Source organism: Caballeronia sp. EK, from assembly GCF_014384845.1.
In the GTDB taxonomy this organism is placed as follows: Bacteria; Pseudomonadota; Gammaproteobacteria; order Burkholderiales; family Burkholderiaceae; genus Caballeronia; species Caballeronia jiangsuensis.
In genome coordinates, this window is record NZ_JACSUE010000003.1 from 647,700 (window position 1) to 674,348 (window position 26,649).

Sequence of the window (26,649 nt, forward strand, 5' to 3'; positions counted from 1 at the left end):
ATCCAAGCTGAACAAAGAGTTGCATCATGATTCTTCGGAAAATAATCGGTCTCGTTTTGACGATCGCCATCTTCGCGGTCGCGCTCATCATCGGGCGCGTGCTGTGGGTGCATTACATGGACGAGCCGTGGACACGCGATGGCCGCGTGCGCGCGGATGTCGTCAATGTCGCGCCGGATGTGTCGGGCGCGGTCGTGCAGTTGCCGGTTCGCGATAACCAGCTCGTGAAGAAAGGCGATCTGCTGATGGAAATCGATCCGTCGCACTATCAGATCGCGGTCGAGCAGGCGCAGGCGACTGTCGCGGCGCGCGCGGCCGAACTGCGCATGCGCCGTGCGGATGCCGCGCGGCGCGCCGATATGGACAGCCAGGTCGTGTCGAAGGAAGCGCGCGAGAACGCGATGCAGACCGCATCGACCGCCGAAGCGCAATTGCAGCAGGCGCAGGCCGCGCTCGACGCCGCGAAGCTCAATCTCGAGCGCACGAAGGTGTTTTCGCCGGTGGATGGCTATGTGACGAACCTGAACGTGTTTCGCGGCGACTATGCGACGGCGGGCGCGGCGAAGCTCGCGATCGTCGATAGCCATTCGTTCTGGGTGTATGGCTACTTCGAGGAAACGAAGCTGCCGCACGTGCGCATCGGCGACAAGGCGTCGATTCGCCTGATGAGCGGCGGCGAGCTGAAGGGGCATGTGGAGAGCATTTCGCGCGGGATTTATGACCGCGACAATCCGCAGAGCCGCGAACTGCTCGCCGACGTGAATCCGACGTTCAACTGGGTGCGGTTGGCGCAGCGCGTGCCGGTGCGCTTGCATATCGATGACGTGCCGGAGGGGGTGCTGTTGAGCGCGGGGACGACTTGTACGGTGGTGATTGCGCCGTCGAGTTGAGCAATTCTCCGTGCCATTCGCGATGCCGTTAAAATGCACGAGTCGATCGCAAAAGCAGGAAGCTCGAATGGAACCCAAAAAGATTGGACGGATGGCCGTTTCGGCTATTCCGCCTCGCGAGAAGATCGCGCCGAAAGCCGACCGTGACATCGACATGTCGACGCCGGAATCGCGCGAGCGTGTATCGGCTGCGGTGCGGAAGATCATTCAGACGCACAACATCGCAATCAAGGCACTCGCCAAGCGCTGATGCTGCTCAACGCTCGCTATGTCATTGCAGTACACGATGACATTTTGGACCTCGAAGGCGGTTTGCCCGGATTTGCGCAAGCGGGCCCCGGCGGTGTCGAGGCCGTGCTCGCGCGAGTCGAGAATCATGCGCACTACGCAGGACTGGACGATGTCTTCGGCATTGCGGCGATGTACGCGGTCGCGATCGCTCGGGGCCATGTTTTCAATGACGGGAACAAACGCACGGCTCTGGTCTGTGCCCTGACGTATCTGAGCGTCCAGGGCTACGACCTTTCCTCCACGCTCGAAATCGAGGACGATCTCGTCGAAGTGATGGTCGAAGTCGCAGAAGGGAAGATCGAGCGCGAAGAACTGGCCGATTACCTGTCGGTGATCTGCATGTGCTCTTGAGCCAGCCAGACGAATAAAAGCCCGCTCCGGCTTTCCCCGAGCGGGCTTTTCACATCCGGCCTGCATGTCGCCTTACTTCAACACCACCTTCACATCGAAATACTTCTGCGCGAAGCGATCGATGGTCCCATCGTCCTTCAGTTCCTTCAACGCGCGATTGAGCGATTCCTTCAGCGCCTTGTCGTTCTTGCGCACGCCGAAGCCCACGCCGGAACCCAGCAGCTTGTCATCCGACACAGCCGGTCCCGCGAACGCGAAACCCGCGCCCTGCGGCTGCTTCAGAAATCCCTTCGACGCCGCTTCGGCATCCTGGAACGCCGCATCCAGACGGCCCGACGCGAGATCCGCATAGATCTGGTCCTGCGCCTGATACGACTCGATATCGATGCCCGCCGGCGCCCACTTCGCCTTCGCGTAGGTCTCCTGGATGGAGCCTTGCAGCACGCCCACGCGCTTGCCCTTCAGACCATCGACGCTCGGCTGGATCGTGCTGCCCTTCTTCGCGATCAGTTGATTGGGAATCGTATAGATAGGGTCCGTGAAGTCGATGGCGACCTTGCGCTTGTCGGTGATCGTCATGTCCGAATTGATGCCGTCGAACTTGCGCGCCTGCAATGCGGGAATGAGGCCGTCGAACGAATTCTCGACCCACACGCACTTCATCTTCAGTTTCGCGCACACCGCGTTGCCGATGTCGATATCGAAGCCCTTCAACTCGCCGCTCGGCGACTTCGATTCGAACGGCGCATAAGACGCTTCGACGCCAAAGCGCAGTTCCTTCATGTTATCGGCTGCTTGCGCATTCAACGCGGCGACGCCCGTGCCGATAGTCGCGCCCAGCACTGCGAACGCCGCCAACTTGCGACCGACCAGATACGATTTCTTCAACTTCCATCTCCTTCCATTGCGGTTCGATTCTGGTGTCATGATGCGGCTTCGCACATCCGATGAAGCACGCGGCACAAAATTCCCCATTCGCACCCGACACCGGGGCGCGATTGTAGCGCGTGCGAACCGGATTCAATCGAGAGAGGCGAGCGTCGATTCGGTCGTGTCGACGACCATCAGGCCAGCGCGCAGCCCCGGCTTGACCTTCGGATTCGGAAACACGATGCGTTCTTCATCGTGCGACACGCGATAGCGATAGTCGCCGTCGCGCGCGAGTTCGGTGCCTGCGGAGAATGCGGTGAAGTTCGGCACATCGCTCGCCACATTCAGCACGAAGTGCTCGCTTTGCTTGTCGATCTGCGCGACGACCGTGAACACGCGCAACGGCGCCTGCTCCGTGGCTGCCTCGCCCGCGATCAGACGGCGCAAGGCCGCATCCGACGCCGCGAAGCGCGCAAGGTCGTTCTGCCCGAACGGCCGCACTTTGCCGAGCTCCAGTGTGCACGCGAGCGCGCCCGCTTTCTCGGCGGTGAAGTGCGTGAAGGTATTGCCCTTCTCGCGATGCAAAAGCACGGCTTGCAGACGCGCATCGCGCAGCCAGTCGAACATCGCGCGTGCGAGCGGCGCGCCCGTGTGCGGCAACAGCGCGAACTGCTCGAACACCGATGCGCGGATCGCCGTGTGCATATCGATGTGCCACTTCGGATGCTCAACGGCAGCGAAGAAGTCCAGCGCGGCGCGCTCCAGTTCGTCGGCGCGCGGTGCTTCGCGGCTCTTCTCGAAACGCGCATGACGGCCGCTGAACAGGCGGTTGAGGTCGTCGTCGAGATAGCGATCGCCCGCGCGCATCGCGCCGATGTTGCCGAGCACGACCAGCACGCGCGCGGCGAGCGGCGCGCGGCCATGCGCGATATCCGCGACGAGCGGCGACAGCATCTCGATCGGCGCGGTTTCATCGCCATGAATGCCCGCCGATACGAGCACGCTGTGCGCCGGTTCCCGCGCGGGTTCGAGCAGCAGCACGCCTTCGCCCTGCCATGTCCAGCGCACGCCGGACGGCGCGATTCCGCCGTTTGTCGCAGGACGCCTGCCTTCGAGCGTGAAAGCGAGGAAATTGTCGAGCAGGGATGAATCAGCGCTGGAAGTCATAGACGGCACCGAGTCCGAGGATGGTCGTCAGTTCGTCGAGCGCCGCGCGCGATTCCGCGAGCAGCTTCGGATCGGCGAGATCGGCGGGCGCGAGTCGGTCGCGATAGTGTCGGTCGATCCACGCATCGAGCTGCGTGAAAAGCGCGTCGTTCATCCATACGCGCGTATTGACCGCGGCGCGCTCGGCTTCATCGAGCACGACACGCAGGCGCAGACACGCCGGGCCGCCGCCGTTCTTCATGCTCTCGCGCAAATCGAAAACGAGCACTTCGTCGATGGGCGTCTTGCGCGACGCGAGCGAATCGAGGTAAGCCGCCACGCGCGCGTTTTCGCGGCATTCCTGCGGCACGATCAGCAGTTGCCTGCCGTCCGCGCTCGACAGCAACTGGCTGTTGAAAAGATACGACGAGACCGCGTCTTCCACGCTCACTTCGCTTTCCGGCACTTCGAGCGCGGTGAACGGCGTGCCGAGCGCGTCGAGCTTCGTGCGCAACTCGTCATAGACCTTGTGCTGATCGACGAACGCGCGCTCGTGACAAAAGAGCGTCGTGCGATTGCCGACCGCGATCACGTCGTTATGGAACACGCCTGCATCGATCACGTCGGGCGATTGTTGCGCGAACACGGTTGCGTCGCTGGACAGGCCATGCAGACGCGCGACCGCGCGGCTCGCTTCGAGCGTCTGACGCGCGGGATAGCGCTGCGGCTGCGGACCCTGACCGTACTCGCTCTTGCCATACACGAAAAACTCGACGCCCTTGTCGCCGTACTCACGAGCGAAGCGCGTATGGTTCGCCGCGCCTTCGTCGCCGAGCGCGGGCGTGCCGGGCAGCGCGTGATGAATGCGAAAGCGGGCTTCATCGGCGAAGATCGCGCCGAGCGAGCGGCGCGTTTCGCCATGCTCGATCGCGCGATGCAGCTTGGCCGCGAGATTCGCGGGCGTGAAATGCACGCGGCCGTCTTCCGTGTCCGCCGATGGGCTCACGGTCGCGGCGTTCGCGGTCCACATCGCCGATGCGGAGCTTGCCGCGGCGAGCAGTTCGGGCGCTTCACGCGCGGCGCGCGCGATCACGCTGGCGTCGTCGCCGGAAAAGCCGACATCGCGCAACAGCCTGATCGACGGACGTTCCAGCGGCGGCAGCACGCCCTGCTGAAAACCGAGATCCGCAAGCCGCTTCATCTTGCGCAAGCCCTGCTTCGCCGCGGCCTTCGGATTCGCCACCGACTTTTCGTTGCTGCGCGACGCGACATTGCCGAACGAAAGTCCCGCGTAGTTGTGCGTCGGGCCGACCAATCCGTCGAAGTTCGCCTCGTATGCTTTCGATGCCTGCATGGTCATGTCCCGTACTTAAAACGTGAGTCCCGGCGATACGCTCGCGGGCATCTGCAATTGCGCGCTTTCCACCGACGCCATCGGATACGAGCAATAGTCCGCCGCGTAATACGCGCTCGGCCGCTGGTTGCCCGAGCGTCCGATGCCGCCGAACGGCGCCGCCGACGATGCGCCGTTGGTCGGCCGGTTCCAGTTGACGATGCCCGCGCGGATCGTGCGCTGGAAGTGCTTCCATGCGGCTTCGTCGTCGGCGAGCAGGCCTGCGGAAAGGCCGAAGGCGGTGTCGTTCGCGCGCTCGATCGCTTCGTCGAAAGTCCTGTAGCGCGTGACCTGCACCATCGGGCCGAAGTGCTCTTCGTCGGGCACGTCGCGGGCGTTCGTTACATCGAGAATCGCGGGCGACACGAAGCCGAGATGCGCCGCGCGCTGTGTCATTTCAAGAACCGGCTTCGCGCCCGCTTCGATCAGACGCGTCTGCGCATCGACGAGCCGTGCCGCCGCGCGCGCCGAAATCACGGCGCCCATGTACGGCTGCGGTTGATCGTCGAATTTGCCGACAGCGATGTTCGCGCTCACCTCGGTGAAGCGCTGCATGAATCGCTCGCCGAAGGCATCGTCGGGAACGAACAGACGGCGCGCGCACGTGCAACGCTGCCCCGCCGACAGAAACGCCGACTGGATCGTGTGATGCACGGCTGCATCGATATCTTCGACGTTCGCGACGACGAGCGGATTGTTGCCGCCCATCTCCAGCGCGAGCACGATCTCGGGACGGCCGCCGAACTGCTTGTGCAGCAGCGTGCCCGTGTCCGAACTGCCAGTGAAGAACAGCCCGTCGATCTGCCGGTGATTCGCGAGCGCGACGCCGGTATCCTTCTCGCCCTGCACGAGATTGAGCACGCCCGCGGGCAATCCGGCCTGAATCCACAGCGCGAGCGTCGCGGCCGCGACGCCGGGCGCGAGTTCCGACGGCTTGAACACGACGGCATTACCCGCGATCAGCGCCGGCACGATATGCCCGTTCGGCAAGTGCCCCGGAAAGTTGTATGGCCCGAACACGGCGACGACACCGTGCGGACGATGCCGCAATACCGCGACGCCATCGGCCATCGGCGCGCGCTTTTCGCCGGTGCGCTCGTGATATGCCTGTACGGAGATATCGACCTTTGCCGCCATCGACGCGACTTCCGTGCGCGCTTCCCACAGCGGCTTGCCGGTTTCGCGGCCGATCGCGCTCGCGAGCGCTTCCTTGTTCTCGTTCAGCAACGCGGCGAAGCGTTTGGCGATCGCGACGCGCTCATCGAACGAAAGCGCGGACCACGAAGCGAACGCGCGCCGCGCCGACGACACCGCGCGATCCACATCTTCCGCCGATGCGCTGCGGCCTTGCCACACGGTTTCGTCGGAACCCGGATTACGCGATGCGAACGCCGCGCCCTTGCCTTCCTGCCAAGCGCCGCCGATATACAACTGGTTCGAAATATCCATGTTCTCTCTCATTCATTTTGCTCGCGGATAGGACGTCAGCACGCGCACCTGGTCGCCTTCCTTCACGCGCAATGCGGCGGCTTCTTCCGCCGTCAGCAGGAACGCGCCGTTCTCGACCGCGCCCGTCGTCGCGCCGCAGCGGAAGTCTTCGAGCAGCGTGTTCGATACGAGGCTCTTCGCGTTGCTGTCCGTCTCCGTGCGATCGCCGATGCGCACGCGGGCCAGCAAGCTCTCGCGCACCGTGCGCAAGTCGGCCGTATGGCATTCGAGCACCGGGCCCGCATCGAAGATATCGACGTGATTCTCGTAACGCAGCCCTTCCGCTTCGAGCATCTTGCGCGCGGGCGTCGTGTCCTTGTGCGTGACGCCGACCGCGCGTTGCGCGGCATCGGGCAGCAAGTCGAGATACACCGGATAGCGCGGCATCAGCTCGGCGACGAACGACTTCTTGCCGTGCGAGCTCAGGTAATCCGCTTCGTTGAAATCGATCTGATAGAAGTGCGAGCCGACCGCGTTCCAGAACGGCGACTCGCCGTTCTCGTCAAAATGGCCGCGCAATTCCGCGCACAAACGCTGCGGAAAGCGATCCGTGAACTGCGCGATGAACATGAAGCGCGAACGCGACAGCAAACCGCCCACGCCGGCCGTCCGGTAACGCGGGCTCAGAAACAGCGAGCACACTTCCGCATAACCGGTCAGATCGTGCGAGATATTGAGCAGCGACATGCGTGTCCAGACGCCCATGTCCTTGCTCGCATGCACGACCGTCGACACGCGATAGTTGTAGAACGGCTGCTCCAGCCCGACTTCCCTTTCGATGCCGCACACCCCCGCGACATCGCCGGTCGCGGTGTCTTCCATCACGAAGAAATAGCCCGCTTCGAACGCTTGCGCATCGCCGTCGAGCGTGCGGCGCGCACGTTCGACGCGTGCCGCCAGCGCATCGCGATCCGGCTTGAACGTGGTGAGTCCCGGACCCGTTTCCTGGGCGAGCGCGACGAGCGCATCGACATCGCCCGGCTGCGTGCAACGCACGACGATCATTGCAATTCTCCCGATGCCTGATGCAACGGCACGCAACGCACCGTGTCCTTGTCCTCCACGCCGAGCGCGGCGCACGCGGCGGCGGTCAGTGCGGCGCCGTCGGCGCGCGTGCCCGCGAGTCCGGCGACGATGCAGCGGAACTCATGCGCCCCGCCCGCCGCGACGATATACGGCGCACCGCTTTCGGATGCGCCATCGCGCACCGTGCGCAGCTCGCTCGAACTCGCCGATGCGCTCTTGCCGACGGCGATCGTGAGCACCGGGCCCGCATCGAAGATATCGACGAAACGATCCGGCTCGAAGCCCTCTTCGAGATGAATGTCGTAGGCGAGCAGCGTGCCTTCGTTCGGCTCGCCGAGCACGCGCTGCGCTTCGCCAGGCAGCAAAGGCACGTAGAGCGGATAGCTCGGCATCACTTCCGCGATGAACGTGCGGCTGCGCCCGCCCGATTCCGATTCCACCTGCTCGAAGTCGCGGCCGAAGAACTTGCGCCCGACCGCATCCCAGAACGGCGACGCGCCGGCATCGTCGGTGACGCCGAGCATCAGCGAAAAGACTTCGCCCGAGAAGCGCTTGCGGTTCGCGGCGATGTAGATCATGCGCGCGCGCGACAGCAGATGCGCCGCTGCTTCGTTCGCTTCGTCGCGCAGCGACGGATCGATGTAGAAACCCGTCAGGCGGCTCTTGCCCGTCAGCTCATGCGACATCGTGAGCGCGTGGATCTTGCGGTTCACCTTGAGCTCGCGCGACGCGTGGATCAGCGCGTCGTTGCGAAATGCGTAGAACGGCTCGGAATAGCCCGCCGACGCGACGATGCTCGACGTGCCGAGCAGCCTGCCCGTTTGCGAATCTTCGAGCACGAAGAGATAGAACTCCTCGCCGGGAAATTCGACTTCGGCGCGAAACGAGTCTTCCGACAGCGCGACGCGCGTTTCGAGCGCGCGCCTGTCGCGCGGCAGCGAGTGCAGCACGGGAAGCGCTGCGCGCGCCATCCGTTCGAGCTCGTCGAGATCGGAGAGTCTTGCGGGACGGACGAATAGCATCATCGGGTCCTGTGGGTCACTTGACGGCGGCGGCGCCGACGACCTGTTCGATCGCCTTGCCGATGCGCGCGAAACCTTCGTCGAGATCGGCCATCGGCATGATGAGCGACGGTGCGAAGCGCAGCACGTTCGGCCCGGCGATCAGCATGATGACGCCGTTCGCCGCCGCCGCGTTGAGCACGTCCTTCGCGCGGTCCTTGTAGGCGTCGTTCAGTTCCGCGCCGATCAGAAGACCGCGCCCGCGGATTTCCTTGAACATGCCGAAGCGCTCGTTCAGACGCTCAAGATGCGCCTTGATCGCGCGGCTGCGCTCGTTCACGCCTTCGAGCAGTTTCGGATCGCTGATGAGTTCGACGACCTTCTCCGCGATCGACGCGCCCAGCGGATTGCCGCCATACGTCGTGCCGTGCACGCCGACCTTGAAATGCGCGGCGATCTCGTTGGTCGTCAGCATCACGCCGATCGGGAAGCCGTTGCCCAGCGCCTTCGCGCTCGTGAGAATGTCGGGCGTCACGCCGTATTGCATGTACGCGTAGAACGTGCCCGTGCGGCCGACGCCGGTCTGCACTTCATCGAAAATAAGCAGCGCGCCGTGCTTGTCGCACGCTTCGCGCAGGCCCTTCAGGAACGCGGGATCGGCGGGCAGCACGCCGCCTTCGCCCTGCACCGGCTCGACGATCACCGCGCAGGTTTTCGAGCCGATGGCTTCGAGCGCCTTCGGCAGATCGTTGTACGGCAGATGACGGATGCCCTGCGGCTGCGGACCGAAACCTTCGGCGTACTTCGGCTGGCCGCCGACGCTTACCGTGAAGAACGTGCGGCCATGGAACGACTGCGTGAACGAGATGATCTCGATCTTGTCGTCGCCGTGATTGTCGATTGCATAGCGGCGCGCGAGCTTCAGCGCCGCCTCGTTCGCTTCCGCGCCCGAGTTCGCGAAGAATGCGCGATCGGCGAAGGTCAGATCGGTCAGGCGTTTCGCGAGGCGCAACACTGGCGCGTTGGTGTAGCCGTTGCCGATGTGCCAGAGCTTTTCGCCCTGCTCGTGCAGCACTTTCAGCAATTCGGGATGGCCGTGGCCCAGCGCCGTCACCGCGATGCCGCCGGCGAAATCGACGTAATCGCGGCCTTCGGTGTCCCATACGCGCGAGCCGCGGCCCCGGTCGGGCACGAAACTGGCCGGCGCGAACACCGGAACCATTACTTCGTCGAACGTACCGCGATTCACATTGATGTCGGTCATGAGCCACTCCTCGTCAGGTTCGTGCATCGGTGTCGTGCACCGGTTCTTGGCAGTCAGGTTCGATATTAGGCAATCGCGCGCGTTCCGTCTTGCGCGTTCGCGACATGCTTCGATGGGCTTTTTCGCTGCTTTTCAGGCGGGCTCGGGCGGCTCGATCAGCGCGCCGCCGCGCGGCTCGTCGATGGCGCCGCCGCGCTGCTTTTCGATCCAGTTGCGGCGCTCCTCGCGCGGCGTCACGCCGAAGCGGTCGCGATACGCATTGGAAAAGTGCGCCGCCGATGAAAACCCGCACGCGAGGCTGATCTGCACCACCGATTTACTCGTGCGCTGCAACTGCGTGCGCGCTTTCGTCAGGCGCAGATTGAGGTAATACTTCGACGGCATCGCGCCGAGATACTGGCGAAAGAGCCGCTCCAGTTGCCGGCGCGAAATGCCGACGAGATTCGCGATTTCATCGGTGGCGAGCGGATCTTCGATGTTCGCTTCCATCAGTTGCAATGCATCGTTCAGGCGCGGATGACGCTCGCCGGGCGCGGTGACGAACGGAATGCGCTGACGCTCGGTGCCCGCGCGCAAGGTGCCGATGCCGAGCGAATCCGCGATGCGCTCCGCGAGATCCGGGCCGTGATCGCGCGCAATCATCGCGAGCATGAAGTCGATGCTCGCCTGGCCGCCGGAACACGTGGCGCGATCGCGGTCGATTTCGAAAATCTGCTGGCTGACGATCGCGCGTTCGAACTGCTCGGTGAATTGCTGATACGTCTCCCAGTTGACCGCGACGCGATATTGCGCGAGCTGGCCCGCCATCGCGAGCCACCACACGCCGTGATGGATGCCGGTGACGAGCGGCGTGCGCGGCGCGACGCGCGCAAGGCTCGCGAGAAAGAGCCGGTAATCGGCGAACTGCTGATAGCGCTCCGACACGACGATGAGCCAGTCGCAGCGCACCGCGTCGTTGAATGCGCAATCGGCCGGGAGTTGCGCGCCGCCCGAAAGCGGCACGGGCCGGCCGTCCCAGGAACAGATGCGCCATTCGTAGAGACTATGGCCGTCGATCTCGTTGGCGAGAGAAAGTGTGTCGATGATCGGGCCGATGCCGCTCATCGACATCGGCGGGAGCGCGACGATCGCAACCTGCAGCGGCGCGCCTGCCACGTTATTTCAGGCTGCCCGACAGGAACTGACGCAGACGCTCGCTCTTCGGCGCGCTCAGCACTTCCGCGGGCGCGCCTTCTTCTTCCGTGCGCCCCTGATGCAGGAACATCACGTGATTCGACACATTGCGCGCGAAGCCCATCTCGTGCGTGACGACGATCATCGTGCGGCCTTCCTCGGCGAGCTTCTGCATCACCTTCAGCACTTCGCCGACGAGTTCGGGATCGAGCGCAGACGTGGGTTCGTCGAAGAGCATGACGTCGGGGTGCATCGCGAGCGCGCGCGCAATCGCGACGCGCTGCTGCTGACCGCCCGACAAATGCGACGGATACTGCTTCTCGACGCGCGGCGGCAGGCCCACTTTCTCCAGATACGTGCGCGCGCGGTCTTCCGCTTCCTTCTTCGACACGCCGAGCACGTGCATCGGCGCTTCCATCACGTTCTCGATGGCCGTCATGTGCGACCAGAGATTGAAATGCTGGAACACCATCGCGAGCTTGGTGCGCACGCGCTGCAACTGCTTGTGATCCGCGACTTCGAGATTGCCGGCGCGGTCGGCCTTCGTGCGCACCGTTTCACCGTCGACGATGATCTGTCCTGCGTTCGGCCGCTCCAGAAAGTTGATGCAGCGCAAAAACGTGCTCTTGCCCGAGCCGCTCGCGCCGATGATGCTGATCACATCGCCCGCGCGGGCGGCGAGCGAGACGCCCTTCAACACTTCGTTGTCGCCGTAGCGCTTGTGAATGTCCTCGGCGACGAGCTTGGTCGCGACGTCTTTGGCGGTTGGCTCCAACGCTTTCTCCTCGGGTGATGACAGGGACTGCTGCATGGGTTCGAATTCTACCGCTCAGGCGCGCCGTGCCGTTCGCGCCGCGCCCGCCGGCCGCAGGTACGCGAGCCAGTGCTGCTCCGCGCGCCGGAAAGCCGCGACGAGCGCGAACGAGATCGCCACGTACAGGAGCGCCGCGATGCCGAACGACTCGAACGATTGATAGGTGGCCGAATTCGCATCGCGCGCGACCTTGAGGATATCCGGCACGGTCGCGGTGAAGGCGACGGTCGTCGCGTGCAGCATCAGGATCACTTCGTTGCTGTACAAAGGCAAGGCGCGGCGCAGCGCCGACGGCAGGATCACGCGGCGATACATCGTGAACTTGCTCATGCCGTAGGCGCGCGCGGCTTCCACTTCGCCGTGGGGAATCGCGCGGATCGCGCCGGCGAAGATTTCGGTCGTGTAGGCGCAGGTGTTCAGTGCGAACGCGAGAATCGCGCAATTGAAGCCGCTGCGAAAGAACGCTTCGAGCAGGGATTGCGTGCGCACGAATTCCAGGCTGTACATGCCCGTGTAGAGCAGCAGCAGTTGCACGTAGAGCGGCGTGCCGCGAAACACATACGTGTAGATGCGCACCGGCGTCGAGAGCCAGCGATTGCGCGACACGCGCGCACAGGCGAGCGGCACCGCCGCGCAAAAGCCGAGCACGATCGAGGCCGCGAGCAGCCATAAGGTGACGACGAGGCCCGACGCGCGCATGCCGTCGGAGTACAAAAACGGACGCCAGTATTCGGCGAAGATCTGGATCATGGCTTGTCGCTCGCTGGCGTAGGTCAGAGTTCGGCGTGCCGCACGCCGATCGAATAGCGGCGCTCGAGCGCCATCAGCACGAGATTCGACGCGCTCGTGATCGCGAGATAGATCAGCGCCGCGATCAGGATGAAGAAGAACATGTTGAACGTGCTCTTGCCCGCGTCCTGCGCGGCCTTCACGACATCGGCGAGACCGATGATCGACACGAGCGCCGTCGCCTTCACGAGCACCTGCCAGTTGTTGCCGATGCCCGGCAGCGCGAAGCGCATCATCTGCGGAAAGAGGATGCGGCCGAACACGCGCATGCCGCTCATGCCGTATGCGCTGCCCGCTTCCAGTTGGCCGCGCGGCACCGCGAGAAAGGCGCCGCGAAAGGTTTCGGTGAAGTACGCGCCGTAGATGAAACCGAGCGTGAGCACGCCGGCCGTGAACGGATCGATGTCGAACTGATCCCAGCCGAAGGCATCGGTCAGATTGTTCACCGCGATCTGGATGCTGTAGAAAAGCAGCAGCATCAGCACGAGATCGGGCACCGAGCGGATGAGCGTCGTGTATGCGGTCGCGATGCCGCGCAACGGCGCGTGACGCGAAAGTTTCGCCGATGCGCCGGCCAGGCCGAGCAGCACCGATACCGCGAGAGACAGCACCGCGAGCGCGAGCGTTTCTTTAGCGCCCGCCCAAAGGACCGGGCCGAAGCCGTACAGGTTCAAGTGTCGCCTCCAACGTCTTTCGTGTTGATCGGAAAGAGACGGAGCGCGCTTCGAAAGACACGCTCCGGCGATGGCGGCGATACTCGCAAGCGAAGATCAATCGCTCAATGATGAGGAAGTGCGTTTGCTGCGACGCAGCATCAGGACGGCGCGAGCGGCGGCGCGCTCATGCGCCCGCCGCGCAACGCTGCCCGCGTGCGACAGACAGGAAAACCCGCATACGCGCGGCCGACGAAACTTGCGTTTTTCAGGTCGCATTTTCGATAGACCGCGCGCCGCCCTTTCACGCGCGCGCGACGCTCCGCACGTGCTGCGCGACCTGCCCGTTCGCCACGGCGATCTCCGGGCTGTCCTGCAGCAAGGGCAGGAACTGCTCCGCGAAGACGGGATCGCGCGTCCCGGCGCTGAACATGTCGGCGACCGCCTTCGCGTGCGCGATGCGCGCGTCGGCGGTGGCTTCGTCGTCGTCGAGCACGTCGTCGATGGCCGCGATCAGCGTCGACAGCGGCGCGAGCCAGCGATACGCCGAACCGTTGATCACGATCTGCAGGAATTCGCCCGGCGACACCGGCCCGAACTCGGCTTCGTGGCGCGCGCGCAGATGCGCGAGCACGCTGCGATGAAGCGCGAGCAGCGGATGCCGCACGTCGCGCAGGAAAGCGGTGGCTGTCTGGTCGTTCATGGTCGTGCCTCGTCTGGAAACGACTAATGTGAGGACGATTCGGTATCGATCAAGCGCCGCGCGTCCTGCCCGCGTAACGGATGAATTCCGCGGCGGTGAGCGGCGCGGAAAAGAGCCAGCCCTGCCCGAACTGGGCACCGCGCGCGTACAGATACGCGGCCTGCTCCTCGTGCTCGATGCCTTCGGCGATTACCTGAACGTCGAGCGTCGTGGCCATGTCGATGATATGCGACGCGACGCTGCTCGACGCCGCATCCTGTCCGACGGTATCGACGAAGGACTTGTCGATCTTCAGGCCGTCGATGCGAAAGTTCTGCAGATGCGAAAGGCTCGAATAACCGGTGCCGAAATCGTCGAGATAGACGGCGTGGCCCGCGTCCCGGAACGCGCTGATGACTTCCTTGGCGGCTTCGGCGTCGAGAAAGCTGCGCTCGGTCGCCTCGATGCGGATTTGCGACGGCCGCACGCCCTGTTGCGCGATCGCCGGGCCGAGCACGTCGAGAAAGCGATGCGTCGTGAGATCCTGCGCGGAAAGATTCACCGACACGTAGTACTCCGGGTAGCGCTTAAGAAAATCGCCGAGCTCCAGCAGGATCGTATCGAGCACCTGATCCGTGATCGCCTGAATCAGCCCGCGATGTTCCGCGAGCGGGATGAAATGATCGGGCCGCACGATGCGATCGTGATACTTCCAGCGCACGAGCGCTTCGGCTCCGACGCAGCGTCGCGTGCCGAGATCGACGATCGGCTGATACGCAACGATGAACTGATGCCGCCGCACCGCGTCGGTCAACTGGCCGCGCGGAGACAGCCGGCGCACGATGAAGAACGCCGCCCAGCTCGCGCACGCGAGCCCCACCACGACACCGCCGAGCAGCCAGCCCCAGGGCAGCGTGCGCAGGCGCTGATGCAGCGTCTGATGCGGCGCGCTCACGACGACCGCGAGCGGCATCGAGACCGAACGGCGCACGACGTACGGCGAGCAGTCGCGCGCGGGCGCCGCGGTGCGATACACGGCGAGGATGGCGTTGGCGTCGGTGGCGGGCGTGGTCGCGATCACGCGGCTCACTTCCGTGTTGATGACGGCGACGCCGCTCGCGACTTCGTCGTTCGCATCGAGCGTATCGATATAGAGCGAAGGATCGGCGGCGACGTAGAAGCCGTTTCGGCCCATCACGAGCGAAGACTTGCCGCCCGGCAGACGCGACAGGCCGTACCACGCCATGATGCCGTCGCGCGAGCGCCAGTCGGGCGGCGGCAGCGTGAGGCCATCGAGCACGCCTGCCGACACCGCGCCGAGCAGCGACGAGCATTGCCAGCGGCCATCGTGATCGTAGGCGCCGGCGTCGCGCACCTGTTCGTGTGTGAGCGCGATGCGCCGCAGCTCTTTCAGATACGGCGGCGAGCATGGCGTCGCCGCCACCTTGCCGATCTCCCCGAGCGCGCCCGATAGACGTCGCGTCACGTCTTCGGCGCGATGGAGCGCGGCTCTCGCGACCGTGTTGAGGCGCTCGGCCTCGTCATGCCGCTGGCTGCGCTGCGCGAAAAGAAAACCGATCCCCGCCGGCGCAAGCGCCGCGATTACCACGATGACGATCAGAAGCGCCGCCAGCGCACCACGTTGAATTTTGTTCATTGCGTGTTATGGACCGCGGCGCGAGGCACGTCGCGCGCGCGTTTTTCGTTCCCTGCTCGACTGCGTCGGCTCGTGTTGCGCCGCTCTTGCGAGAGTCTCGGACAAACGACCTAGTGTAGGGGCCGCGCATCGCCCGATTCAACGTTTCTTTGCCCGAAAACTCGCCCCTTTAGTGGGCTTCCGCACGGCCCGCGAGCCCTTTTTTTGCGGACCGTGCGCCGTGCGAAAATGGCCAGACCAGAAACGGCGATTTTCCTTGCATCGAACGACAACTATGAACTCACACGATTGCCCGCGTCTGCTCGTGCGCGACGCCGCGCCCGGGGACTTCGACGCCATCGCGCGCATCTATTCGCACTATGTCGAACACGCGCTCGCGACTTTCGAGGAGATCGCCCCGTCCGTCGACGACATGCGCGCGCGTCACGCGGCGATCGCGGCGGCGGGCCTGCCCTATCTCGTCGCCGAACTCGATGGCCGGCTGGCGGGCTATGCGTATGCGTCGGCTTACCGGCCACGCTCGGCTTACCGCCATACGATCGAAGATTCGGTCTATGTCGCCGAGGGTTCTGGCCGCAGCGGCATCGGCCTCGCGCTGCTCACGGCGCTCATCGAGCGATGCGAACGCGGACCGTGGCGGCAGATGATCGCGGTGATCGGCAACAGCGGCAACGCCGGATCGATCGCGCTGCACGCGCGGCTCGGCTTCGAGCATGTCGGCGTTTTGCGCGATGTCGGTTTCAAGCACGGACGATGGGTCGACACGGTGCTGATGCAGCGCGCGCTGAACACGGCCTCGGACGCCGCCGCATAAGCGGGCGCGCCGAGCGGCTATGATTCGACATTTGCCTTCCGCGCATTCTCGCTTTGCCCACGTACACCCTCGCCTCTCCCGTCAGCGCCGAAATCGACATCCGCAAGAGCCGTTTCATCGCGCTCGCGCTGCCCGTCGCGAACCGCGATGAGGCCATGCGCGAACTCGAACGCCTGCGCGCCGAGCATCCGACGGCGACGCACGTCTGCTGGGCGCTGCTCGCGGGCGGTCAGTCGGGTATGTCCGACGACGGCGAGCCCTCCGGCACCGCCGGCCGGCCGATTCTTGAAGTGCTGCGCCATCACGAAGTCGATGGCGTGCTGGCCGCCGTCGTGCGCTACTACGGCGGCATCAAGCTGGGCGCGGGCGGGCTCGTGCGCGCCTATACCGACGCGATCGCCAGCGCGATGCAACTGGCCGAGCGCATCGAGCGCATCGAGCGCGGGTTGATCGGCATCGAAATCGACTACGCCGACGAAGCGCGCGTGCGCCGATGGATCGAGCAGCACGACGCCGAACTCGTGCAAAGCGAATACGGGATGAGCGTGCGCCTGGTGGTGCGCATGCCCGCCGTGGCGCGCGAGCCGGCCGTCGCCGAACTGCGCGATCTCACCAATGGCCGCGCGGCTGTCGAGGTGAAAGCGTGAGCGACGACGCGCCGCGCGCCTTCGCGATGGTGATCGAGCCGGGCGGGCACTTCGTCGCGGTTAGGGACGGCGTCACGCTCCTCGAAGCAGCGTTGCAGGCGGGTCTGTCGCTGCCGCGATCGTGTCGCAACGGCACCTGCCGCGCGTGCATGTGCCGGCTCGTCGATGGCGAGATCGCGTATCGCATCGAGTGGCCGGGACTCACCGCCGAGGAAAAGACCGAGGGATGGATTTTGCCCTGCGTCGCGCTCGCCCGATCGGACGTGACCATCGACCAGCCCGACGCACGCGAGGCTGCGCCCGATTCGCGGCCTGTCCGTTCGCGCGGCTTCTGAACCCGGGTATTTCGGGATTGTCGTCTCGATTCAACGACCTACGATGTGATTCCCGAGTGCGCGTGTACGGGTTTTCGTACAAAGTGCGTGCAGGCCGACTCTCAAAAAGTGTACAATTGCGTTTTGCCCTAAATTCTGGCAGGGCCAGATCAACCGAGATTTCAATGACTAAAGTACTGTTGAAAGAGAACGAGCCTTTCGACGTCGCCATGCGTCGTTTTCGCCGTACCGTCGAACGCACGGGCCTGATTCAAGAGCTCAAGTCGCGCATGGCCTATGAAAAGCCGACCACCGAGCGCAAGCGCAAGAAAGCTGCTGCTGTCGCTCGCCTGCGCAAGCAGATCCGTCGCGCGCAACTGCCGAAGAAATTCTATTGAGCGACGCGGGGCATCGCGCCCTCGTCCGTCCTGAGAGGACCGGCATCGCAGCCTGAGATCGATCGGGTCGCGGTTTCGCGCGCAGGTCGCGTGAAAGCTCGCGGATTTGCGCACTTTGAGTTGCGCCCCAATCGATACGAGTTGGCAAGATCGCACAAAGCCTGCATGAGTGAAAGCTCATGCAGGCTTTTCGTGCTTGGCGAGGCGTTTTTTGACTGAGAGATTGGGCGCGCGCCCTGTCGATATAAAAATGAAACGAGGAAAACGCGCGCAGAAAAGCAAAGAGCCCGGATTAACCGGGCTCTTTGCTTGAAGATTTGGTTGCGGGGGTAGGATTTGAACCTACGACCTTCGGGTTATGAGCCCGACGAGCTGCCAGACTGCTCCACCCCGCGTCTGAAGAATTAAATTATAGACCGAAGTATTCGTCGAAGTCAAACGTTGTTTGTACTCAACGCCGACACCGGCTGTGCGCGCTCCTTCGAGGTGACATTGGCGGCCTGGTCCACCGCACGCTGATGCGCTCGCGACAGTCTGCCGAGCACGGGCAGAAGCGCCATCGCGACCGCTGCGCCGGCCGCCGCCAGCCAGCCGAGCCCGAAAAACAGATGCGTGTAAAGCGGCAGCGATTGCAGCGGCTCGAGATTCCCGGACGGCATGCGCGCGAAGTTGGCCACGACGCTGCCGAGATACTGCGACACGCCCGTCGCGACGAAATATGCGCCCATCATGAAGCCGCTCATGCGGACCGGAACGTAACGCGCGATCATCGCGAGGCCGAGCCCCGACACGAGCAGTTCACCGAGCGAATAAAGGCCGTAGCCCGCCACCATGAACCACGAGGACACACGCCCTTCCACCGCGTACCGTCCGCTCAGACCGAAGACGAAGAAGCCGATCGCCACGACGACGAAGCCCAGCGCGTACTTCGCCGCCACGGGAATATCGCGGCCGCGGCGCGCCTGTCGCGTGTAGACGAACGCGAGGATCGGGCTCAGCAGCATGATCCAGATCGGGTTGAGCGCCTGGAACTGCGCCGCGCTCCACGTGAACAGTTCCGCGCCGCCGATCGAGAACGACGGATCGACATTGCGCAGCGCGAACAGCGTGAGCGACGTCGACATCTGCTGATAGAACACGAAGAAAAGAATGACCTGGAGCGTCAGGATCAGCGCGGCGAGAAGACCGGCGCGCTCGCTGCGGTCGCATTTCGTGAGCATGTAGCCGAAAATCGCGAGAATCGCGACGCCCGCCGCATAAACGCACGCGACGGCCACCGCCTTGTGCTGCAGGATGAACACGGTCGAGCCGGCAAGCGCAATGCCGCCCGCCGCCACCGCGAACGCGTGCTTCCAGCAAATGGGCGCATCGTCCGGAGCGGAGCCGATGTGCGCGAGCGTGCGGCGCATCAACGCGAAATTGAGCAAGCCAAACACCATGCCGCCGCAGCACACGGCGAACGCGGCGTGCCAGCCCCAGTGATCCTTGATCCAAGGCGTCGCCAGCATCGAGAAGGTCGAGCCGATATTTACCGCCATGTAGTAGATCGTGAACGCGCTGTCGATGCGCGCGTCGTCGCCTTCGTAGATGCGGCGCACGAGATTCGCCGCATTCGATTTGAAAAGCCCGTTGCCAACGACGATCACACCGAGCGACGCGTACATGAATCCGAGCGTGTCGATGGGCAGCGCGAGCATCAGATAGCCGAGCGCGAGCACGATCGCGCCGGCGGTCATGGTGCGGCGCGTGCCGAGCACCTTGTCGCCGATCCAGCCACCGATCGACGGCGCCGAAAACACGAGCGCCGTGAACGCGCCCCAGGTCAGGTTGGCGTGGTCATCGGCGAAACCGATCTTGTCGACCATGAACAGGACGAGCAGCGCGGCCATCCCGTAATAGCCAAAGCGCTCCCACATTTCGATGAGAAAGACGGTCGTGAACGAGCGCGTCTGCGAGGTGCCGGACGAGTGATTAAGCATCGGAGAAGATCCTTCAGACAACGATAAGCGAATCGGCGCGATTCAAGATGCCGGACGCAAGCAATGACGAAACGAGCAAGTCGCGCGGATTGCACGGATTACGCGCGTGCGATTATCCGGGGACGAAGCGCGTGATTATCGCAAATTGCAGGCAAAATCCTGCTTGCGGTCAACAGATGCGGCGGAAAGCGTTATCGGAGAAGGAGCGGGAGACAGACGCGCGACGCGGCATCGCCAGGCGTGCAGACTTTTGAACTTTCATTGAACTTCCATTTTCCTGAGCGAAATCTCGCGTATGGCGAGAATGCGATCGTTGCGGATTCCGAACGCGCAGAAGGATCGCTTCCGTGCGTGTCAGTTGAATTAAGCGAATCGCAAGCTTATTGCGATTCGCGAGTGCCGCATTTTGTTGTTATTTGTGTTTCCGGTCACTCGGGGATAGCCCTAAAGACTTAATGCGCCGTCATTCCCCATGACTCAATGTAGTAATCCGCGCGATTAACGCAATGTCGATATTCCCCGGTTCAGGTCGCAGGCCGGCGGACGAAAGCCAGCATGACGCCGAACCCGATCATAAGCGCCCCGCTCACGCGATTGAACCAGGTGAAGCCGCGCGCGCCGCGCGAGAGCGAACGCAGGCGCGCGCCCAACGCGGCATAGATGACGATCGCCACCAGTTCGAGCAGCAGGAAAGTCGCGCCGAGAATCGCGAAGCTGGTCGCGTACGCGCCGCGGTCGACGAATTGCGGAAAGAATGCCGTGAACACGAGTATCGCCTTCGGATTTCCCGCGGCGACCCAGAATTCCTGTTTGGTGAGCCGTGCGAGGCTCACGGGGCCGCGCGCCACGCCCTCCTCCTCGATGACGAGCGACGGGCCCGAGCGCATCAGTTTCACGCCGATCCAGACCAGATAAGCCGCGCCGGCCAGCTTGATCGCGGTGAAGAGCGTCTGCGACGCCAACAGCAGCGCGCCGAGTCCCAGTCCCGCGATGGCGATCATGATCGCGAACGCGACGATCCGTCCCGACGACGCCAGCACCGATGCGCGCACGCCATCGCGCGCGCCGTTCGACAGCGACAGTACGTTGTTCGGCCCGAAAGCCATGTTGATGGCGAAGCACGCGGGCAGAAAAATCGAGAAGGTCTGGAGCGACATGTGACACCTGCTGGCCAACGGAAAGTAGACCGCTAAGTTAGCACGCGCGCGCCGCCCTCAGAAGTCTCAGAAACGATGACGGATGCCCGTGCCCAGCATCAGTTGATTGCGGCCGCTCGACGGATCGTTGGTGTTGATCACCGCCGGCGCGCCCGCCGACGCGCGCTGATAGATCGATTCGAGATAGACATCCGTGCGCTTGGACAGCAGATAGTCGACCTGCAGCGCGCCCTCGTGCCAGTGCGCGCCGCCGCCGTTGGTGTACACGTACATCCCCGACAACTGGATGGCCGGCGTCAGCTTGTAGATGCCGTTGATCTCGTAGTTGTTGAGCGCGAGCGACGGCAGGAGGTTGCCGCTATCGGCGTCGGTGACGCCGGAGTTGATCGCTCGGGAAAACGCGCCGCCGAGGGTGAATTCGCCGAGCTCGTAACTCACGCCGACGCCGAACGTGTTCTGCTGCTGCACGTTCGCGTTGAAGACCGTATTGCCCGAGCCGGGAAGCGCGAGCGAGTCGTAGGCGCCGCCCGTCGTGTTGCCGCGCCCGTTGTTGTGCAGGTAGGCCGCGCCGGCATTGAACGAGCCGGCCGCATAGTTCGCCCCGACGCTGTACGCGCGGTTGTCCGCAAACGCGCCCGCTTCGTTGGAGAACGCGTAGAGGCCGCCGAAGCTGAAGCCGCCGTAGTTCGCGCTGGTGTACTTGACGGAGTTCGAGGCAAGAAACGAGTTATTGGCGTTGTCGTTGTCCAGCACGTGCGCGAACGCGGTGCCGCCCGTGTTGCCGGTGAGCGTGAAGGCCTGAAAATAATCGTGAATCGAATCGTACTGGCGGCCGAACGTGACCGTCCCGAGCGTATCCGAGCCGATGCCGACATACACCGGATGATCGTTGAGCCCTTCGCCCGTCGCGACCGACAAGCCTCGCTCGAGTCGAAAGATCGCGCGCGCGCCGCCGCCCAGATCCTCCGAGCCCTGCAAACCCCAGTAGCTGCCATCGACGGTGCCGCTCGTCAGCCGATATTGCGAATGGCCGCCCACGTTGCTGGTGTAGGCAAGGCCGGTGTCGAGCTCGCCGTAGAGCTGTACCGAACTCTGCGCCCAGGCTGCCGCCGGCAAGCCGATGAGCGTCGCGCATACCGCCATCGAAAACGTCAGCGAACGCGTGTCGGGCGCGACGGCATTGCCGGCCCCGGAAATCGACGGCACAGCTCGGGACGCTTTGGCGCGGTTCGGCATGGAAGGCTCCGGCGATTCTTGTTTGAAGAAGATTGTCAATTTTGTGAAGCCGTTTGTCAGTCAGAAAAAGGCCGCCGCTCGCTGCTGTGTCCTGGAACCAACGAACGACCGTTTTCCGCACGTTTTCATGTTGCGCGATCGTCACGACTGGGCGTAGCGGACACGCGGCCACGCTTGCCCGTAGAATCGGGACGACTTCAGCCAACCCGATCACGCTCATGTCCCATCAGACTCGCGCCATCCTCACTGGCCACACCCGCGGACTCGGCGCGGCGCTCGCGGAGCTTCTGCTCGCGCAAGGCGTCGACGTGCTCGCGATCTCCCGAAAGCGCAACGACGAACTCGCCGCGCACTATCCCGGCCGCTTGCACGAAATCGAACTGGATCTCGCCGATCTGACGAAGCTCACCGAATGGCTATCGGGCGACGCCTTGTCCGGCTTCGTTTCCGGAGCGGCGCGCGTGCTGCTCGTCAACAATGCCGGGATGCTGGCGCCGGTCGGCAGTCTCGCGGTTCAGGAACCGGCTGCCATCGCGCGGGCGGTCAGCGTGAACGTCGCCGCCCCGCTGATGCTCGCGGCGGCGGTGGTCCAGGCGACCGCGCCGGCGACGGATACGCGCATCGCCCATATTTCCAGCGGCGCCGCACGCAACGCCTATCCCGGCTGGAGCATCTACTGCGCGACCAAGGCGGCGCTCGATCATCACGCGCGCGCGGTCGCGCTCGACGGCGATCGCGCGCTGCGCATCTGCAGCGTCGCGCCGGGCGTCGTAGATACCGAGATGCAGGCCGAAATCCGCGGCACGGAACTCGAACGCTTTCCGCTGCGTGAACGCTTCGACGCGCTCAAACGCGATGGCCAGCTCGCAACACCCGAGCAGTCGGCGCGCAAAGTGGTCGACTATCTGTTGAGCGATGCATTCGGCGACACGCCAACGGCAGACGTCCGCGATTTGAAGTGACCGAAGGAATTATTGAAGCCAGCGGCTTATGAATGCCTTATGGCTCGCGCGGGCCGCGTCAGGCCGCTTCGACCGTCGCGCGCGCAGAATCGAGCGCCCCGCGCGACAGGGCGTCCGCGCGGACGTTGCGAGCACGCGGGATCCATTGCAGCCGTACATCACCGATCCGCGCAATGAGCGCACGGACGCGCGCGGCATGATGCGCGAGTGAGCGGATGCCTGCGCCATCCAGCGCGCCGGCGTCATCGATCACGACGCGGCTGTCGCCGTAGATCACCGCGTCCGTGGCGCCTGCGCGCTCCGCCGCCTCGAGCACGGCGATAAGCGCCAAATATTCCGCCGCGCTGCTGTCGCCCATGCCCGCGGTGACGCTGATCTCGACGGTTTCTCCCAGCGGCCCGATCAGCACGCCGCCGATCCCAAGACGGCCCGGATTCGGCAGCGCGGAGCCGTCGAACCAGCCGCGCCATCCGTGAGTTTCGATCTCGGTATTGCGCTTCGTGCGATTCGCGCGTTCGGCGCGCCGGTTTTCGCGCGAACGCAGCGCGTCGGCGTGTCGGGTTTGCGCTACGCGGCGCGCATCGACCAGATCGCGCAAGGATTGCCCCTCCGCCGCCTTTTCCAGTGTCCTGACGAGCGCCACGTGTTCGGAAATCGCCGCGCCTTTGGCGAGCCGACGGCTCAGCACACGCTCCCTCTTGTACGCAACGGCGAGCAGTTCCTCGAAAGCAATCATGGGTGTCGGCGGGATTGAACGAATCCCGAGCTTAGCAGACGTCCGTGACGCGTCATGGTATGACCGTTGCTGATTGAAACGCATCCCCACAACCAGTCAGGGAGCGGATCATGATTGAATCGACGGAGCCGTCTTCGGCAGGCGCGAAGATCGTTGGCAAGGGCGCGGCGACGGCCGCAGGCCCAGGACCCGATGTCATGGCGGCGAGCACGCTCGACGGCAATTCGGTGATGAGCAGCGACGGCCATGACGTCGGCTCGCTAAAGGAAATCATGCTCGACGTGACGAGCGGACGCGTCGCGTATGCAGTGCTGTCGAGCGGCGGCTTTCTCGGCATCGGCGATAAACTGCTGGCCGTGCCGTGGAGCGCCCTCACGCTCGATACCGACAACCGCTGCTTCAGGCTCGACGCGACCGCCGAGCAGGTGCGCAACTCGCCGGGCTTCGACAAGGATTCGTGGCCGTCGATGGCGGACCGCGTCTGGGCGAGCACCGTGCATCAGCATTACGGACGCGAGCCCTACTGGTCGAGCGATCGCGCGAGCGACGTCAGCCCGAGCGGCGCGATCCCGCCAAGCGGCGTGGATGCGCCCGAAGCGGGCGGCGTGAAGCTATAACCAAAAGGGAATTGCCGCCGAACGGCGGCCAGGATGCGGCGAAGCGCGTGCGAGCGATCAGTCGCGGCGACGCTCGCCGACTTGAACGTCGGTGTTTTCCGTTTCGCCCATCAGCGCGCGAAGGACATCGCCCGCGAAATCCTCGATGGCGAAGTGCCATTCGAGCGAGCCGACCGGGAAGTCGTTCGGACTGCACTTGCCCTGCGCACGTCGGATCGCTCCGACCGAAAGGCTCAGCGCGCGTGCGTGCTGAAAGTGCGGGTCGTCCGAGTCGAGGAACGGGAATTGATCTTTATCCATGACACCCTTAACGGTCCCGGCCGACAAAACTTTAGGCCAGCTTCGAACACGCAATCGTTTGCGCATTTTCGAGCTTGAACGCACCATGCAACCCTACCGAAATCTTGCCGGCAACTCCGGGGTCGAAGCCTTCGACATCCTGCGCGATGGCATCAAGGTGCGCTTTGTCAGCGGCGGGACATACTTGTATGACTATCGCGTGCCCGGTCGCGCGCGTGTCGAGGAAATGAAGCAGCTCGCCCGCGCCGGACGCGGGCTCAGCACTTATATTGCGAAGTTCGGTGCGAAGTATGCCGAAAAAATCGACTAGCTGCCCGAAGGGGCGATTCTACGCGAGATCGGAAAGTTTTCTTCGGACGAATAGACGTGGACTTCATCGGACGGACGGCAAGTGCGGCACGCTCTCGTTCACTGTCGATTCGAGCTGATGAAGCTGGCGGCGCAGTTTGCTCAGTTGCGCCTGAGAGGCTGCGCGGCGCCCTTCCAGTTGCGCCAGCGCCTTGCGTACTTCCTGCTGTTTCAGCGCAACCTCCTGATCCTGATCACTGCCTCGACCGAGGTCGACACGCACGCGCTCGATCTGCGCTTCCGATTCCGCGATGAGACGCGAAAACTGTTCGTTCTGCGCCTCGAGATGCGCGCGCCGCATTTCGGCGTCGGCGAGGCGCATCGCCTGTTCGACGTAATGTCGGAATGCCGGCTCGGCTGCACTGATGTCGCCGGCCTTGAGCACGCGCCAGATCGCGCCCTCGTGATACAGGACAGCGTAATAGACAAGATCGCGCGGATAGAACAGCAGACTTGCGGAATAGCCGAAGCTCTGAAAGGTGCGAAACGTCGAGAGTACGCCTTGCTGGACGAGCCAATCGACCTCTGTGAGTTGCGCGGCTTGCAGCCCTTGCTTGGAGGGTTGCTGCACCGGAACCGCAGCGGGCCGCAGCGGCGTTACCCGTGTCGAAGAAGCCGTTACCGGGACTTCGTCGGCTTCCGGTTCATCTTGCGCGTGAAGTTCAGGCTCGACGAAACGGACCGGATTGTGCGCTTTTTGGCGCAGAAACGTTGGTGCATTGTCGAGCAAGCTCCCTCTTCTGCTCAGCAGGCTTTTCACGATGGCTCCCTGGCTGATCCTTGTTCAGTATCAGCGATCATGCAGTGACGTTGCGGAAAACAGGATCGCAACATACGTTATTCGAATTTCCTGAATGCAGAACGCGATTATTCTGCATGACGAACGACGTCGATTGATTCTTCGTCAAATAAGCTGTCGAATCAAGTATAGGCTAGACGTTCGACGTTTCAACCGACCCGAAAGATCGCCGTTGCGGTAAGCGGATTCAAAATAAAACGCGACGAAATCAGAACGCGCTGATTGAAATTATCGAAACATTAGGAGTGACGATAAGACGCTTGTGTCCCGCTGATTCTCATCTTCGCGATCTGGGCGGAGCGCGCTTTCGACATCAGCGCAACCATGCGCATGATTCTAATGCCCTGTACGCCGCAGGCGTATCCCGGCGTATTGGCGACGCGCGATTCGAGCATGCGCATCACGCCATGCAGATTTTCGATCGGCGCAGGCACGTCGACGCTGATATTAGCCACCTGAGGCATCTCCGCCGGCGCGCGCGGAGCATCCTGTTCCTGTTGGTCATCGGCGAAGAAGTCGGACAAAACCGCAGGCGTTTCGACTCGCTGCGTTTCATTGGCGCGATTCTGAAAAAATTCGTGAATCGATTCGAGTTGCTGCACAGGCGCTTGCTCGACGCGCCGCGCAATCGCTGCACAGCGTTGCAGTTTCCAGTTTTCGCGCTGGCTGGCCAGTGCGATCAAATCCGCGATGCTCGCGCGCATCTCCGCTTCCCGGCGCGCGATTAGTGTTTGCAGCATGTGCGCTTCTTCGCCCGACTCTTCGAGCGAACGATCGCGCCATACCAATAAATCGTTCAGTGAGATCGACATGAAATACTCCGTGGCGTTCAGCCCTTGTGAGTCGGATTCAGG

The 26,649-nt window shown here is 63.6% G+C and carries 30 protein-coding genes and 1 tRNA gene; 10 read left to right on the forward strand and 21 right to left on the reverse strand.

What is annotated here, in order from left to right; translation table 11 throughout:
- The first annotated feature begins 26 nt into the window (after positions 1-26).
- The 3 genes from IAG25_RS11760 (at position 27) to IAG25_RS11770 (ending at position 1,532) form a co-directional block, all read left to right on the forward strand.
- Complete coding sequence (locus tag IAG25_RS11760) at positions 27-890, forward strand: efflux RND transporter periplasmic adaptor subunit (RefSeq protein WP_187604978.1); 864 nt, start codon at positions 27-29, stop codon at positions 888-890.
- Between the two features lie 67 nt (positions 891-957).
- The gene (locus IAG25_RS11765; protein ID WP_187604979.1) at positions 958-1,140 is read left to right on the forward strand and encodes a hypothetical protein; all 183 of its coding nucleotides are present in this window, start codon (positions 958-960) and stop codon (positions 1,138-1,140) included.
- Positions 1,140-1,532, forward strand: a complete 393-nt coding sequence (locus tag IAG25_RS11770; RefSeq protein WP_187604980.1) for a type II toxin-antitoxin system death-on-curing family toxin — start codon at positions 1,140-1,142, stop codon at positions 1,530-1,532. The genes IAG25_RS11765 and IAG25_RS11770 overlap by 1 nt, the downstream gene beginning before the upstream one ends.
- 72 nt (positions 1,533-1,604) lie before the next feature.
- Here IAG25_RS11770 and IAG25_RS11775 read toward each other — a convergent pair whose 3' ends face one another.
- The 13 genes from IAG25_RS11775 to IAG25_RS11835 form a co-directional block, all read right to left on the reverse strand.
- A complete protein-coding gene (locus IAG25_RS11775) occupies positions 1,605-2,420 on the reverse strand; it encodes an ABC transporter substrate-binding protein (protein ID WP_187604981.1) in 816 nt (271 codons plus the stop codon).
- Positions 2,421-2,552: 132 nt separating this feature from the next.
- A complete protein-coding gene (gene astE / locus IAG25_RS11780; RefSeq protein ID WP_187604982.1) occupies positions 2,553-3,569 on the reverse strand; it encodes a succinylglutamate desuccinylase in 1,017 nt (338 codons plus the stop codon).
- The gene (gene astB / locus IAG25_RS11785; protein ID WP_187604983.1) at positions 3,553-4,902 is read right to left on the reverse strand and encodes an N-succinylarginine dihydrolase; all 1,350 of its coding nucleotides are present in this window, start codon (positions 4,900-4,902) and stop codon (positions 3,553-3,555) included. The genes astE and astB overlap by 17 nt, the downstream gene beginning before the upstream one ends.
- Positions 4,903-4,917: 15 nt before the next feature.
- On the reverse strand, positions 4,918-6,390 hold the full coding sequence (gene astD, locus IAG25_RS11790; RefSeq protein WP_187604984.1) for a succinylglutamate-semialdehyde dehydrogenase: 1,473 nt from the start codon (positions 6,388-6,390) through the stop codon (positions 4,918-4,920).
- A gap of 12 nt (positions 6,391-6,402) precedes the next feature.
- Positions 6,403-7,434, reverse strand: a complete 1,032-nt coding sequence (gene astA / locus IAG25_RS11795; protein WP_187604985.1) for an arginine N-succinyltransferase — start codon at positions 7,432-7,434, stop codon at positions 6,403-6,405.
- Positions 7,431-8,477, reverse strand: a complete 1,047-nt coding sequence (gene aruF / locus IAG25_RS11800) for an arginine/ornithine succinyltransferase subunit alpha (protein ID WP_187605074.1) — start codon at positions 8,475-8,477, stop codon at positions 7,431-7,433. Before aruF ends, astA begins: the two co-directional genes overlap by 4 nt.
- 16 nt (positions 8,478-8,493) lie before the next feature.
- The gene (locus IAG25_RS11805; protein ID WP_187604986.1) at positions 8,494-9,720 is read right to left on the reverse strand and encodes an aspartate aminotransferase family protein; all 1,227 of its coding nucleotides are present in this window, start codon (positions 9,718-9,720) and stop codon (positions 8,494-8,496) included.
- Between the two features lie 132 nt (positions 9,721-9,852).
- Positions 9,853-10,830: a GlxA family transcriptional regulator gene (locus IAG25_RS11810; RefSeq protein WP_255503655.1), complete on the reverse strand. Its 978-nt coding sequence runs from the start codon at positions 10,828-10,830 to the stop codon at positions 9,853-9,855.
- Positions 10,831-10,876: 46 nt separating this feature from the next.
- The gene (locus IAG25_RS11815) at positions 10,877-11,704 is read right to left on the reverse strand and encodes an ABC transporter ATP-binding protein (protein WP_255503632.1); all 828 of its coding nucleotides are present in this window, start codon (positions 11,702-11,704) and stop codon (positions 10,877-10,879) included.
- Between the two features lie 18 nt (positions 11,705-11,722).
- The gene (locus tag IAG25_RS11820) at positions 11,723-12,457 is read right to left on the reverse strand and encodes an ABC transporter permease (RefSeq protein WP_187604988.1); all 735 of its coding nucleotides are present in this window, start codon (positions 12,455-12,457) and stop codon (positions 11,723-11,725) included.
- A gap of 23 nt (positions 12,458-12,480) precedes the next feature.
- Complete coding sequence (locus IAG25_RS11825) at positions 12,481-13,170, reverse strand: ABC transporter permease (protein WP_035503373.1); 690 nt, start codon at positions 13,168-13,170, stop codon at positions 12,481-12,483.
- 283 nt (positions 13,171-13,453) lie between these two features.
- Entirely contained in the window at positions 13,454-13,852 is a 399-nt protein-coding gene (locus tag IAG25_RS11830; protein WP_187604989.1) for a hypothetical protein, read from the reverse strand.
- Positions 13,853-13,901: 49 nt separating this feature from the next.
- A complete protein-coding gene (locus IAG25_RS11835) occupies positions 13,902-15,488 on the reverse strand; it encodes an EAL domain-containing protein (protein ID WP_187604990.1) in 1,587 nt (528 codons plus the stop codon).
- 274 nt (positions 15,489-15,762) lie between these two features.
- On the opposite strand from IAG25_RS11835, the gene IAG25_RS11840 reads away from it, so the two are divergent.
- From IAG25_RS11840 to rpsU, 4 genes are all read left to right on the forward strand, one after another.
- The gene (locus IAG25_RS11840) at positions 15,763-16,302 is read left to right on the forward strand and encodes a GNAT family N-acetyltransferase (protein WP_187604991.1); all 540 of its coding nucleotides are present in this window, start codon (positions 15,763-15,765) and stop codon (positions 16,300-16,302) included.
- 53 nt (positions 16,303-16,355) lie between these two features.
- A complete protein-coding gene (locus tag IAG25_RS11845) occupies positions 16,356-16,949 on the forward strand; it encodes an IMPACT family protein (RefSeq protein WP_187604992.1) in 594 nt (197 codons plus the stop codon).
- 26 nt (positions 16,950-16,975) lie between these two features.
- Complete coding sequence (locus IAG25_RS11850) at positions 16,976-17,284, forward strand: 2Fe-2S iron-sulfur cluster-binding protein (protein ID WP_187605076.1); 309 nt, start codon at positions 16,976-16,978, stop codon at positions 17,282-17,284.
- A gap of 164 nt (positions 17,285-17,448) precedes the next feature.
- Positions 17,449-17,661, forward strand: coding sequence for a 30S ribosomal protein S21 (rpsU, locus tag IAG25_RS11855; protein WP_006999077.1), 213 nt, complete (start codon positions 17,449-17,451; stop codon positions 17,659-17,661).
- A 318-nt stretch (positions 17,662-17,979) separates the two neighbouring features.
- On the opposite strand, the gene IAG25_RS11860 is transcribed toward rpsU, so the two are convergent.
- The 4 genes from IAG25_RS11860 to IAG25_RS11875 all read right to left on the reverse strand — a co-directional run bounded on the left by IAG25_RS11860 (position 17,980) and on the right by IAG25_RS11875 (position 21,940).
- Positions 17,980-18,056: transfer RNA gene (locus IAG25_RS11860), tRNA-Met, on the reverse strand.
- Between the two features lie 39 nt (positions 18,057-18,095).
- Positions 18,096-19,640 carry a peptide MFS transporter gene (locus IAG25_RS11865; RefSeq protein WP_187604993.1) on the reverse strand — a complete coding sequence of 515 codons (1,545 nt, stop codon included), beginning with the start codon at positions 19,638-19,640 and terminating at the stop codon, positions 18,096-18,098.
- 524 nt (positions 19,641-20,164) lie between these two features.
- Positions 20,165-20,797, reverse strand: coding sequence for a LysE family translocator (locus IAG25_RS11870; RefSeq protein ID WP_187604994.1), 633 nt, complete (start codon positions 20,795-20,797; stop codon positions 20,165-20,167).
- A gap of 66 nt (positions 20,798-20,863) precedes the next feature.
- Positions 20,864-21,940, reverse strand: a complete 1,077-nt coding sequence (locus IAG25_RS11875) for a porin (RefSeq protein ID WP_187605077.1) — start codon at positions 21,938-21,940, stop codon at positions 20,864-20,866.
- Between the two features lie 311 nt (positions 21,941-22,251).
- Here IAG25_RS11875 and IAG25_RS11880 point away from each other — a divergent pair, with 311 nt between their 5' ends.
- The gene (locus tag IAG25_RS11880; RefSeq protein WP_187604995.1) at positions 22,252-22,995 is read left to right on the forward strand and encodes an SDR family oxidoreductase; all 744 of its coding nucleotides are present in this window, start codon (positions 22,252-22,254) and stop codon (positions 22,993-22,995) included.
- Positions 22,996-23,053: 58 nt separating this feature from the next.
- On the opposite strand, the gene IAG25_RS11885 is transcribed toward IAG25_RS11880, so the two are convergent.
- Positions 23,054-23,731 (reverse strand): ribonuclease HI family protein, encoded by a 678-nt coding sequence (locus IAG25_RS11885; protein ID WP_187604996.1) that lies wholly within the window; start codon positions 23,729-23,731, stop codon positions 23,054-23,056.
- A 110-nt stretch (positions 23,732-23,841) separates the two neighbouring features.
- Here IAG25_RS11885 and IAG25_RS11890 point away from each other — a divergent pair, with 110 nt between their 5' ends.
- A complete protein-coding gene (locus tag IAG25_RS11890) occupies positions 23,842-24,348 on the forward strand; it encodes a PRC-barrel domain-containing protein (protein WP_187604997.1) in 507 nt (168 codons plus the stop codon).
- Between the two features lie 57 nt (positions 24,349-24,405).
- Here the strand turns inward: IAG25_RS11890 and IAG25_RS11895 are convergent, their stop codons facing one another.
- Positions 24,406-24,648: a hypothetical protein gene (locus IAG25_RS11895; RefSeq protein WP_035503355.1), complete on the reverse strand. Its 243-nt coding sequence runs from the start codon at positions 24,646-24,648 to the stop codon at positions 24,406-24,408.
- Here IAG25_RS11895 and IAG25_RS11900 point away from each other — a divergent pair.
- Entirely contained in the window at positions 24,647-24,958 is a 312-nt protein-coding gene (locus IAG25_RS11900; RefSeq protein ID WP_309243933.1) for a hypothetical protein, read from the forward strand. The two genes, IAG25_RS11895 and IAG25_RS11900, sit on opposite strands and share 2 nt — an antisense overlap.
- Before the next feature lie 63 nt (positions 24,959-25,021).
- Here IAG25_RS11900 and IAG25_RS11905 read toward each other — a convergent pair whose 3' ends face one another.
- A complete protein-coding gene (locus IAG25_RS11905; protein ID WP_309243934.1) occupies positions 25,022-25,756 on the reverse strand; it encodes a DUF2968 domain-containing protein in 735 nt (244 codons plus the stop codon).
- A gap of 278 nt (positions 25,757-26,034) precedes the next feature.
- On the reverse strand, positions 26,035-26,607 hold the full coding sequence (locus tag IAG25_RS11910) for a hypothetical protein (protein WP_187604998.1): 573 nt from the start codon (positions 26,605-26,607) through the stop codon (positions 26,035-26,037).
- Between the last annotated feature and the right edge of the window lie 42 nt (positions 26,608-26,649).